Here is a 12,447-nt window from a genome sequence, read left to right as displayed (position 1 = left end):
AATTTTGAGGGTGTGCGAATATGACTGACGAGTTGAATCTCGAAAATGTTGATTCTGTGAATGATCTTGCGGATTTTGACGCAGCTGATATTTCGGCTGATTCTGCAAATGTTGAGAACACAGATGCTGCAGATACTGTTGTCGTAGAAGATGCTTCTGAAAATAGTGAAAACGTAGCTGGTGAGACCGAGTCTCCTGCTGAGCCTACTGAAACGGTTGCTGGCGATTCTTCCGCTTCGCAAGAAGTTGATGCTACAGATGCTGGTGCTGCCGCTGTTGCGGAATTCTCTAAGACTTTGCGCACTCTTGAAGGCAAGTGGTACGTTCTTCACACCTACTCTGGCTACGAGAAGCGCGTTAAAACTAACGTTGAATCTCGTGTACAAAGCTTTGGTTTGGAAGACAAGATTTTCCAGATTGAAGTGCCAATGGAAGAGGTTGAAAAGCACACTGACAAGGGTAAGAAGGTTATTACTCGCGTTCGCGTTCCAGGTTATGTGCTTATTCGTATGTGGCCAGATGAGAATGCTCGTCGTATTGTGCGCGAAACTGAAGGCGTTACTGGTTTTGTTGGCCCATCTAAGGAGCCTGCTCCTCTTAGCCGTAAGGAAGTTATCGATATGATGGCTCCTATGATTGCGTCTGAGGCTTTGAAGAAGGCTGGAGATAAGCCTGCTGCGGCTCGTAAGCGTACCGTTGAGGTGGCTTACAAGGTTGGCGATCAGGTTACGGTTACCGATGGTCCATTCGCTACTATGGCTGCCGTGGTGTCGGATGTGGATCCTACAACGCAGAAGCTTACGGTTCTTGTTTCTATCTTTGGTCGCGAAACTCCTGTGGAGCTTGGATTTAACCAGGTAGAGCCTATTGTTTGATTTTTAATGCGCGTTTTGTGATTGTTGCGCGTATCTGATTTTATCAGTGCATAAGTCGGGGTGTGGTGTTTGCTGCATCCCGACTTTTGTTTTGCTTTGTTTTTTTTGGGGGGGGGGGGATAATCCGTAATTTTGTAATGTAATTTTTTATAATGTAATCAAAAACCCCGAGTTATTAACCCGGGGTTATGAAAGAGAAGAGAAGAAGAGAGGTTCAGTTATTAGTTCTTGCAAATCATTCGTTATGTTGATTTGCTTTTTCCTTGATGTCTCTATAATAGGCATCCTTTACTTAAGACAAAGATGTTATTGCCTGTGAATTACCTGAAAATCTTGTAAAAAATCTCTACGTTTCGCCATTTTTGTGTATATTTCTTTATTTTTCTGTAGTTCGAGTGCAGTCTTAATAACTTCGCGTTAAATTCTTTGAATTTTGTTAAATCTTTTGTTGATACTGTTCTCTGATGTGCCGTATGCTTGAATCATGTCAGAAATTGCAGAATCTACGAATAGCGATGAGTCTAAAGTTTTACCCACTTCTGAATCGGCTAATTCTTCTGAATCGGATAATTTGCCGATGTCTATTTCTGCACGATTAGGTAAATTGCAATTCCATCTTTCTGGCAAATTTCGTGTTTTGCAGTTTGCAGATGTTCAGGATGCTCCAAAAATTAGCAAAGATACAATTAGGCTTATAGAGTCCGCTTGTGATGCTGTTAAGCCAGATATTGTGATTTTTACTGGTAATCAAATTGCTGGATATGTTAAAGATTTTGCAGATACATTTGTACGCAGACGCTGGTCTTCGGAGGCTTTCGACTCTTCCTCAGGACGATTTTCTGATAATTACTCGCCTAAGGATGAGTCGTATGCAGAAAAACTAGATGCAACGCGAAAAAAAGTTATTGAGCACATTAAGCGTATGGTGAAGCCTTTGGAAGATCGTTCAATTCCATGGGCGCTGACTTACGGAAACCATGATTTTCAATGTGGGTTAAGCAATGAAGAATTGGATTCTTTGTATCAAGAGTTTAAGGGTTGCATGAACCGTTCTTCGCAAAACAAGTCGAATAATTATGATTCTTCTAGTTGCAATGTTGCAGCTTTGCAATCTACTAAATGCATATTGCCAAATCAAATTATTTTTCCTTGTGAAGCTGGTACGTTTGCGCTTCCAGTTATGGATGTGAATCAGGAAAATGTTGTATTTTCATTAGTTTTGGTTAATTCTGGAGACTATGAGAAGAGTGGAGGTTATGGGAAACCTTCGGATAAGGCACTTGATTTTTTGAGAAATTTGCCAAAGTTATTGCCTCCAAAATTCTGTGTTTTCCAGCATTTTCCTCTTCCTCAATACTATGGTTTAATGCGTGAAGTTTCTAAAGATTATGCGTCTCAGGAACACGCTATCGAGGGGTACAGGCGTTTCGCTGGAAAATATTACGCGTTAGACGATAATCGCGTTTTGCCAGATGGTTATCTTGGAGAAGGTGTGAGCTGCCCAGATAAAGACAGTGGGGAATATGATATTTTGCAAAAGATTGGCACTTTCGCTTTCTGCGCAGGGCATGATCACAGAAACGCGTTTGCTGGACGTTGTAAAGATTCGGATATGCTACTTATGTCTACTGCAACGTGTGGTTTTGGATCTTATGGGCCAGCTGCATCTAAATGTGGTGCAAGACTTATCGAATTTGACATACGTCACCCATATGAGCCTAGAACGCAAATGCTTGAATTTGGTGATTTAGTTGGAAAACCTTCGTCTAAAAAGGCGTATACATATGGTCTAAACGCGGATTGCGATCACGATTTGCCAGAAGTAGATTTATTGCAAAAACCTTCGCTTTTTGCAAGGCTATTGAGAAGATGGCGGTCTCGCGCAGCAAAGTAGCTTGGTTAATGCTCGAATTGGTACGTGTTATTGGCACGCATGTCGGTATTATAGTGATTAGTTTTAGTTGCAAACGAAAGAGGTAAATGTGTCTGCGCATAATACGGCTGAACAGAACGAAAGTGGCATTGACACTGCAGACGTTTTGCATGTAGAAGGTGGCAAGCCGCTTAACGGAGCTATTAAAGTTCGTGGTGCAAAAAACTTTGTTAGTAAAGCAATGGTTGCAGCTTTGCTTGCTCCTGGGAAATCCGTGTTAAAGAATGTTCCAGAAATCAGAGATGTTCACGTTGTTTCTGATTTGCTGCGTTTGCACGGAGTAAACGTAGATGTCGATGGTGCTGCAGGCGTTGTTAGCATTGACGCAAGCAAGGTTCAGCTTGCTGATGTTGCAGACGTAGATACATTATCAGGATCTTCGAGAATACCTATTCTCTTCTCTGGTCCGCTTCTTCACAGACTTGGTGAGGCTTTTATCCCAGCTTTAGGTGGGTGCAATATTGGAGGGCGTCCAATAGATTTCCATCTTGAAACTTTGCGTAAACTTGGTGCGAATGTAGATAAAGATCATGAGGATGGTATTCATATTACTGCTCCTAACGGTTTGCATGGCACTAAAATTCATCTACCTTATCCATCGGTTGGTGCTACTGAGCAAACTCTTCTTGCAGCCGTGCTTGCAGAAGGTAAAACAGAGCTTTCGGGTGCTGCAATTGAGCCAGAAATTATGGATTTGGTGGCTGTTTTGCAGAAAATGGGCGCAATCATTTCTGTAGACGTTGATCGAACATTTAGGATTGAGGGTGTTGATAAGCTTCAAGGCTACAATCATACGGCTTTAACAGATAGGATTGAGGCGGCATCTTGGGCTTCGGCGGCGCTCGCGACTCATGGTGACGTGTTTATTAAAGGGGCTACTCAGCCAGAGATGATGACCTTCTTAAACGTGTTCCGTAAAGTTGGTGGTCAGTTTGACGTTACGGATAACGGTATTCGCTTCTGGCATCCGGGTGGTGATTTGCATCCTGTTGCTATTGAAACCGATGTTCATCCTGGTTTTATGACTGATTGGCAGCAGCCTCTTGTTGTTGCTTTAACGCAGGCTAAAGGTTTGAGTATTGTTCACGAAACTGTTTATGAAAATCGTTTTGGCTTTACAAAACCGCTTGTTCAAATGGGCGCTATGATTCAGTTGTACCGCGAGTGCTTAGGTTCTCTTCCTTGCCGATTCCAGCAGCGAAATTACAAGCATTCTGCTGTGATTTTTGGTCCGACGCCTCTTACTGGTCAAGATATTGATGTTCCTGATTTGCGAGGTGGTTTTAGTCATCTTATTGCTGCTCTTGCAGCTAAGGGTCCATCTAACGTTAAGGGTATTTCGCTTATTGACCGCGGCTATGCAGATTTCCGTGGTAAGTTGACTGCTCTTGGCGCGGATATTGATTGAGCAATGTGAGCAATGTGGATAACTTTTCCCTTATTTTTCTAGGGTTTTGATGGCTTTGGTACACATTGTTCTATAAGTATTTTCAATACGCAAATTAGTCTATAAAGTTTGCAGCACAGGATTATTGTCATTTTGATTTTATGAAAGTGCGGCAAATATGGTTTGTGCGGGCGGAAGATATCAGATTCTCGGAAAACTGGGAGCTGGAGGAACATCTACTGTTTATCTTGCGGTAGATAATGTTCTTCATAAGCAGTGGGCTATAAAAGAAACTGCTACTGATTTTGATGACGATAAAAAAGCCTTGATTTTGCAGTCTTTGCGTGCAGAAGTTGAGGTTTTAAATCACTGCAATCATCCTTCTATACCTAGAATTGTTGATTTTTTTGAGGAGAATGGCAGAGCATACGCTGTTCGCGACTATGTTGACGGATTTTCTTTAAAATCAATGATTTTACAAGAAGGTGTTATGAATCCTGCCGAAGTGTGTAATTTAGGTATACGATTGTGTGGCTTATTGCAATATCTTCATTCACTTAATCCTTCTATTGTTTATTGCGATTTAAAACCATCTAACATTATGCTTGGTGCGGATTCAAAAGTTTATTTAATTGACTTTGGATCTGCGTTAGAAATTAAAAATAAAGATGGTGTGTTGGTGCAACCAAGCAGATTTAAACAAGATGCGCGTTTTGCTACTCGTGGATTTGCTGCTCCAGAACTTTTTAAGACTGAATCCAAAATAGGCGTTTTTACTGATGTGTATTCTCTTGGTGCTACATTGTGGTTTGCTCTTACGGGTAAATGTTTTTCTGATAATAAGACTATAGACTCAGAAAACTCAGAGCATTATGATGCTACAAAGCACTTTACTAACTTCGACTTAGCTGATGGTGGTTTTGCTAACGATCTTCAAGCTGTTTTAATGCGCGCTATGTTAGAAAATCCTTTGGAGCGTTATGCGGATTGTAAAGAATTTGCTCAGTCGTTAGAGGATTGTTTAGAAAATTATTTAGGAGACAATTTAGATTCTGGCGTAGAGGGTATAGAAAATATCAGGTCGCGTGTAAATCATTATAAGAATAATCGTCGTGATAAACGTAAGAGTAGTCGTAGGAGTATGCGTAAAAATACTCATAAAAAGAGTGGTAGGAATAGTTATCGAAATATTGTAATCAAAATTATTTGCTGCATACTGATGGTTGTTGTTGGATGCTTTTTGATAGGAACATCATTGCATTCTTTAACATCAAATAGTCAAATAAGTAGTCGAAAAAATGATTATGCGCGACTGACTCGTAACAATGATGAAAAAAGAAACAAGAATGCTATAGAGAAAATAAGTGATGTTGAAAAGTATAAAAACTACATGAGAACAGCGGCAAAATCAGTGGATTCTAAGCAGGTGATTCAAAATGTTAATCAAGCCATGCGATTGCAAATAAAACTTTTTAATGCAAATATTCAGCCGCTTTCCATTCAACCAATACTCAGACTTTTAGTGCATCAAATTGAAGATTTTCGGTGGACTCTTGATGAAAGAGAAGATTTTACAGCGTTGATCAATGAGTATAAAAACACGCTTAAAAAATCTGAAGATTGGTATGAACTGTGCTTATCTGTGGGTAAAGCATATTGGTATTATAGCGTTGAAAATGGGGAAGAAGTTAGTGATTCAAATAGAAAAACTCGCATAACAGCAGCATCTGAATGGTTTAAAGAAGCGTTAAAAGGTGTTAAATCAAAAGACTATGAGTTGGCATCAATGTATTATTCGATTGGAAGTGAGTATTTAAGCTTTGCATCTTATGCGGAAGGAAAATCCAAGCCGCAAAATGTTGATTATATTACGAAGTTGCATAATTTTATTGAAAATGCTAAGAAAAATCAGAACGAGATTGTAAAAATAGATGCGTGTGAACTTGTTTTTAATTCGCTAAAATCGTGGATTAGTTTATTTAAGTCTTATGCTGTTAGTCAAGATAGTATTGAAAATATTTTTGACGACGCATTAGATTTAGCGCGATCTATAAAGTCGCAAAATAAAAACGTTGACAATAGAGTTAAGCAAATAATGAGCCAAGCAGATCCGTTAATTGATTCAATTGAAAATATATTTGATTAGTCTATACGCAATTGTTCATAAGTGTAAGAGGGCTGGGTGATTCTTGGTCGAACAATATAAGAGCGGCGCCGATACCAAATAATCCAATGATCAACCACTACAAACAAACTTCAACCAAAAAACAAAATCAAAACCAAATCGGAACAACCGCAACAACAACCAATACACAAAAGGCAGAGCGTTGTGAGACAAGAATTAGCCAGTCCTCGCGCAACACCAAGTAAGGCGAATCGCTCGCGCGGATTAGACGCGCTCACGTCTTCGCTTGCGTTGAAAGCACACTGTGCTTTCAACCTTAAGCAAGCTCAGCGCTCCGAATTGCCTTTTCGCGCTACGCTTTAAGCGAAAATGCAGGTCGTCGCGCCCGCGCAACAGTAGGTAAGAAAAGCGCGCAACAAAATGCGCCAATCTAGTTTAATAGTAAATAAGGAGGATTTGCAAAGAAAAAGCCCACTGCGGTGGAATGAATGCAGTGGGCTTAGTGGAGCTAATGGTAATCGAAACCACGACCTCTTCGATGCGAACGAAGCGCTCTACCAACTGAGCTATAGCCCCATTGTTCTACAACAACTCTGCACACTGTACTACAAGGTGCGTAAAAGTACAATGCTAAACCAGTATGGAGTGTTGCAAAAAACGTTTAAATGTCAATAATAATGTGCCTAATGCTTATTTGTATTTTCATATAGTGCACACATTTATTATGCATATGTGGAAGCTACATTGCTGTCATAAATCCGCCAAAAATCACCACAAGAATCGCTAAGACTTCAATAGTATAGAACATTATTAATGATGCCCAGCTGCGAGTCAGCACATTTAAGCGTGATGTTTTAGGCACTATTACAAGTAGTCCTACGAATAAAACAGCGTATACAGCAACGCCAAATCCTGCAGATATTATTCCAAGGTTTGCTGCATTAGCCAGTCCAGCTGCAGACCCATAAACGACGTATGTTGAGTACCAAAAGCTTAGTCTTAGCAAGCATAAGCCGCTTATAAATTGTTCAATCGTTAGAAAAATAACGAATAAGAATCTCCACAGCCATTTTTTAGACTCTATTAATGCCATTGCTAGTGTTGTAGCTGTTGCAACGGTTGTAACCCATGCTATAAACACAACGCCTTGTGGTGTTAAACCAGAATAATGTTGAACAACCCATGAAGTGTGTTGTACGGCTAATGTTCTACCTATCCAATATGGAATGACTATTGCTGCTAGAAGCACTGCAAAGTAGAGTATCCAGCGTTTAGGATTAGAGTGACGTTTGGAAATATCTGCTATCGATAGCTCAGATTCCAATTCGTTAGGTGATCCAAGTGTTTTATCTGCGTTAGCATCAGTGTTTGCTTTACGCTGATCCATCTTTTGCCACTCTCCTTTAAACGCGTTAAACACTTTAAAGCTAGATCAAATTTGTAATATCAAATTCTCAATGACTACATTACCAGCAAAATAAAATATACGCGAAAAACGCCTGATTGTCTGTAAAAAATCTCGAATCGTTAGCTTGTTAATCATCTTGTTAATCATGTTTAATCGTTAGTCTGTATTGCGTGTGCACGGTAAGTGCGCTAGCGTTCTTGGTTTTGTAGTCAAATGTCGGTTTTAAGGAAACAAAGTCGGGATTCAAAAATGAAACAAATTCAGGATTCAAATCATAATCTCATAATCTAAAGCGTGCAATATAATTGTTAATCCGCGCAAAATGCGTGCATAGAAAGTGCAACACGGCACTACAAAACAGGATTTTAGGTATTCGTATGGGATTTATTCATTTTATTCTTAATCTTCTTAAAGACCCGCGTTCAGCTATAGCTGGTTGGATTGCTATGGGTACAGCTCCTGCTTTGGGATTGATATTCTTAATCGTTTTTATTGAAACAGGCGTTGTGTTTTTCCCATTTTTGCCTGGAGATTCTTTGCTTTTTGCAGCAGGATTCTTTGCCGCTCCAGATTCGCAAACTGGTAAAAGTTCTCTTCCGCTTATGCTTTTGCTCGCGGTTGTGTGGATAGCACCTATTGTTGGCGACCAGTGCAATTATTTCATCGGACACTTTTTCGGCAGAAGAATTGTTGAATCTGGTAAAGTTAAGGCATTGACTCCAGAACGCGTTGCTAAAACAGAGAAGATGATTGATAAATGGGGTCCTCTTGCTGTGTTTTTAGGTAGGTTTTTCCCGTTTATACGAACTTTTATGCCTTTTATTTCGGGTATTTCTGGAATGCGTTGGACTCGTTTTACTCCTTTCTCGATTTTTGGTGGAGTGGTATGGTCGTCGCTTTTTACAATGCTCGGATATTTCTTCGGCAATATTCCTTTTGTTCAGAAGAATTTTGAGCTTGTTATAGTGGCGATTCTGCTGATTTCTCTTGTACCAACGTTTATTGGACTTTATAAAGCTCATGCTGCTAACAAAGCTAAGAAATGTTTGGAGAAGTAGGGTATTGGTAGAATTACGAGTATTCAATCGAATTAATCTTGTTAACACGTTGTTGTAGAATCAACACTTGGCGTGTAACGCCCGCGGATTGAGAGCGCTGCATCATAAGGTTGCAGCACCGCGCAGTGATATTAAGGAGGACGCCGTGGCATTGACGGCTGAAGATAAGAAGAGCATCATCAACGAATACGCGACACATGAGGGTGACACGGGTTCCCCAGAGGTCCAGGTTGCTTTGTTGAGCAAGCGTATTGCTGACCTTACTGATCACTTGAAGGAGCATAAGCATGATCACCACTCTCGTCGTGGTATGATGCTCATGATTGGTGATCGTCGTCGTCTTCTTGATTATTTGAAGCGTGTAGACATCAACCGTTATCGTTCTTTGATCGATCGACTCGGATTGCGCCGATAAGTCTTTTTTGCCCGGGCATAAGCTCGGGCTTTTATATTTTCATGATGAATATTTTCATTATGTATTTATCGGGTTTATCGGTTTTAGTGGGTTTGAAGTAGAATAGAAAAGCTTGAATTAAATCTATTAGTTTTAAACAGACTTATAGTGTCTAATTTGTAAAGTTATAGAAAAACTATAGAAAATATTGTAGAGACTTATATTTTTGGATTTTAGAATTTAGGATTCATAAGATTTATAACTGAAGATTTAGAAGCATAATTGAATATGGATGATTGAAGTAGCCGAAACAAAAAACACTACGAAAAGAAACATTGGCATATGCAAATTTGCAAATTCGCGTGGATGTTAGAGGTAAACAAATAACAAAAGCGAAGTTGTCAATGTTATTACGCATGTTGGTTGATTAGGTAAGTTAAGAAAAGGAGGAACCCGTGGAGGGTCCCGAAATTAAGGCTGTAGAAGCCGTTATTGATAATGGTTCATTTGGAAAGCGTACGCTACGCTTTGAAACTGGTCGCCTTGCTCAGCAAGCAGACGGTGCTGTTGCCGCATATTTGGATGATGATTCCATGATTTTGTCGACGACGACTGCAGGATCTAGCCCAAAGGAAAATTACGATTTCTTCCCATTAACTGTTGATGTGGAAGAAAAAATGTATGCTGCTGGAAAGATTCCAGGATCTTTCTTCCGTCGTGAAGGCCGTCCTTCTAACGAAGCAACATTAGCGTGCCGTATTATTGACCGCCCATTACGCCCATTGTTCCCACACACTTTGCGTAACGAAGTGCAAGTTGTGGAAACGATTTTGGCAATTAATCCAGATGATGCATACGATGTTATTGCTTTGAATGCTGCATCTGCATCTACTATGATTTCTGGATTGCCGTTTGAAGGCCCAGTTTCTGGTGTGCGTTTGGCTTTGATTGATGGTCAGTGGGTTGCTTTCCCACGTTGGAGTGAGCGCGAGCGTGCAGTATTTGAGATTGTTGTGGCTGGTCGTGTTATTGAAAATGGCGATGTTGCTATTGCAATGATCGAAGCAGGCGCTGGCAAGAACGCTTGGAATTTGATCTATAATGAGGGTCAAGTAAAGCCAGATGAAGAGGTTGTAGCAGGTGGTTTGGAAGCTGCAAAGCCTTTTATTAAGGTTATTTGCGACGCTCAGAATGAGTTGAAGCGTATTGCAGCTAAAGAAACCAAGGAATTCCAGCTGTTCCCAGAATACACTGACGAACTTTATGCCAGAATCGATGAGATTGCTCATGCTGATTTGAACGAGGCTCTTTCTATTGCTGAAAAGCTTCCTCGTCAAGATCGCATTGCTGAAATTAAGGAAGGCGTGCGTGCTGCAATCGCAGAAGAGTTTACTGATATGGACGATGAGGAGAAGGAAAAGGAGCTTGGTAACGCCTTCAAGGAGTTGCAGCGCCAGATTGTTCGTCGTCGTATTTTAACGGAAGATTACAGAATTGATGGTCGCGGTTTGCGCGATATTCGTACTCTTAGTGCAGAAGTAGATATTGTTCCACGCGTTCACGGTTCTGCGCTATTCCAGCGCGGAGAAACCCAGATTTTGGGCGTAACTACTTTGAACATGCTTAAGATGGAGCAGCAAGTGGATGCGCTTTCTGGTCCACAAACCAAGCGTTATATGCACAATTACGAAATGCCTCCATATTCCACTGGTGAAACTGGTCGCGTTGGATCTCCAAAGCGTCGCGAGATTGGTCATGGTGCTTTGGCGGAGAAGGCTTTGGTGCCAGTTTTGCCAAGTCGTGAAGAGTTCCCATACGCTATTCGTCAAGTCTCGGAAGCTATTGGTTCTAACGGCTCCACTTCTATGGGATCTGTTTGCGCGTCTACGCTTTCTTTGCTTGCAGCTGGTGTGCCTTTGAAGGCTCCAGTTGCTGGTATTGCTATGGGCTTGGTTTCAGGAGACGTGGATGGAAAGCATATCTTCAAGACTTTGACAGATATTCTCGGTGCAGAAGATGCTTTCGGAGATATGGACTTTAAGGTTGCTGGTACTTCCGAGTTCATCACTGCTTTGCAGCTTGACACTAAGCTTGATGGCATTCCAGCTGATATTTTGGCTGCCGCTTTGCAGCAGGCTCACGAAGCTCGTGCAACGATTCTTGAAGTTATCAACGAGTGCATTGATTGCCCAGCTGAGATGAGCCCATTTGCTCCACGCATTATCACAACTACGATTCCTGTAGATAAGATTGGTGAAGTAATCGGACCTAAGGGCAAGATGATTAACCAGATTCAAGAAGAAACTGGTGCCGAGATTGCCATTGAAGACGACGGTACTGTTTATATTTCTTCTGAAGGCGGCGAAGCTGCTCAAAAGGCTAAGGAAATCATCGACTCTATTGCAAATCCTCGTATTCCAAAAGCTGGTGAAACTTTCACTGGTAAGGTTGTTAAGACAACAAGCTTTGGTGCTTTTGTAAACTTGACTCCTGGAAGTGACGGATTGCTGCACATTTCTCAGATTCGTAACCTTGCTAATGGTGAGCGTATTGATACCGTTGAAGATGTGCTTAAGGAAGGCGATAACGTAGAAGTAATCGTACAAAGCGTGGATGAACGCGGTAAGATTTCTTTGGCCATTCCAGGTTTTGAGAATCAGGAATCTTCTACTCCAGCGCCTCGCGAAAACCGTGGTCGCGCTCCTCGCGAAGATCGTGATGATAGGGATGATCGCAGAAGCGATCGCCGACGCGCTCCACGTGACGATAGGGATGATAGGGGCGATAGGGATGAGCGCCCTCGCCGCCGTAATGTTCGTGATGATCGTGATTCGCGTTATGACGATAGGAATGATCGAAACGATAGAAGCGATCGTTCTGACCGTTACGAGGATCGTTCTTCCAGAAGGGATGATCGCAGGGATAATCGTTACGATAACAACGATTTTGAAGATCGTCCTCGCCGACGCGCTCCTCGTGAAGATCGCTATGATGATAGGGATGATCGCAGGGATAATCGCGATGATCGCCATGAAGATAGGTCTGCTCATCGCAATGCCGATCGTCGTGGAAACGACCGTAATCCACGTTACGCAGCTGATGACGATCACTATGATGAGTATCGCGCGTCTCGCGAAGAGCGTTCTGAGCGTCCTCGTCGTAGGATCCGTCGCGATTTTGACCCATTTGACGAGGATTAATCTTAAGTCAAATAGATGAACGCACAAAAGCGTAGTCGCATAAAATAAAAATAATTCTAAATGCCTT

At 41.4% G+C, this 12,447-nt stretch carries 9 protein-coding genes and 1 tRNA gene; 8 read left to right on the top strand and 2 right to left on the bottom strand.

The annotated features are described in order from the left end of the window. The first annotated feature begins 20 nt into the window (after nt 1-20). From nusG to HXT24_RS00555, 5 genes are all read left to right on the top strand, one after another. Nucleotides 21-875, top strand: coding sequence for a transcription termination/antitermination protein NusG (gene nusG, locus HXT24_RS00575; protein WP_422119422.1), 855 nt, complete (start codon nt 21-23; stop codon nt 873-875). A 484-nt stretch (nt 876-1,359) separates the two neighbouring features. Then, complete coding sequence (locus HXT24_RS00570) at nt 1,360-2,769, top strand: metallophosphoesterase (RefSeq protein WP_422119421.1); 1,410 nt, start codon at nt 1,360-1,362, stop codon at nt 2,767-2,769. 88 nt (nt 2,770-2,857) lie between these two features. Then, nucleotides 2,858-4,216, top strand: coding sequence for a UDP-N-acetylglucosamine 1-carboxyvinyltransferase (gene murA, locus HXT24_RS00565; protein ID WP_422119420.1), 1,359 nt, complete (start codon nt 2,858-2,860; stop codon nt 4,214-4,216). A gap of 157 nt (nt 4,217-4,373) precedes the next feature. Then, nucleotides 4,374-6,341 (top strand): serine/threonine protein kinase, encoded by a 1,968-nt coding sequence (locus HXT24_RS00560; protein WP_422119419.1) that lies wholly within the window; start codon nt 4,374-4,376, stop codon nt 6,339-6,341. Between the two features lie 183 nt (nt 6,342-6,524). After that, on the top strand, nt 6,525-6,683 hold the full coding sequence (locus HXT24_RS00555; RefSeq protein ID WP_422119614.1) for a hypothetical protein: 159 nt from the start codon (nt 6,525-6,527) through the stop codon (nt 6,681-6,683). 140 nt (nt 6,684-6,823) lie between these two features. Here the strand turns inward: HXT24_RS00555 and HXT24_RS00550 are convergent. Further along, nucleotides 6,824-6,896 (bottom strand) — tRNA-Ala (locus HXT24_RS00550). A 163-nt stretch (nt 6,897-7,059) separates the two neighbouring features. Then, the gene (locus HXT24_RS00545) at nt 7,060-7,707 is read right to left on the bottom strand and encodes a hypothetical protein (RefSeq protein WP_019261886.1); all 648 of its coding nucleotides are present in this window, start codon (nt 7,705-7,707) and stop codon (nt 7,060-7,062) included. A gap of 398 nt (nt 7,708-8,105) precedes the next feature. On the opposite strand from HXT24_RS00545, the gene HXT24_RS00540 reads away from it, so the two are divergent. The 3 genes from HXT24_RS00540 (at nt 8,106) to HXT24_RS00530 (ending at nt 12,380) form a co-directional block, all read left to right on the top strand. Next, nucleotides 8,106-8,786, top strand: a complete 681-nt coding sequence (locus HXT24_RS00540; RefSeq protein WP_422119418.1) for a DedA family protein — start codon at nt 8,106-8,108, stop codon at nt 8,784-8,786. Nucleotides 8,787-8,931: 145 nt separating this feature from the next. Next, nucleotides 8,932-9,201: a 30S ribosomal protein S15 gene (rpsO, locus tag HXT24_RS00535; RefSeq protein WP_004111957.1), complete on the top strand. Its 270-nt coding sequence runs from the start codon at nt 8,932-8,934 to the stop codon at nt 9,199-9,201. 434 nt (nt 9,202-9,635) lie between these two features. Beyond that, complete coding sequence (locus HXT24_RS00530) at nt 9,636-12,380, top strand: polyribonucleotide nucleotidyltransferase (protein ID WP_422119417.1); 2,745 nt, start codon at nt 9,636-9,638, stop codon at nt 12,378-12,380. Nucleotides 12,381-12,447: the final 67 nt, after the last annotated feature.

Origin of the sequence: Gardnerella sp. DNF00354 (assembly GCF_049262755.1) — a bacterium.
In the GTDB taxonomy this organism is placed as follows: Bacteria; Actinomycetota; Actinomycetes; order Actinomycetales; family Bifidobacteriaceae; genus Bifidobacterium; species Bifidobacterium vaginale.
The sequence above is the reverse complement of the archived record's forward strand: the minus strand, read 5'-3'. Positions and strand labels throughout refer to the sequence as shown.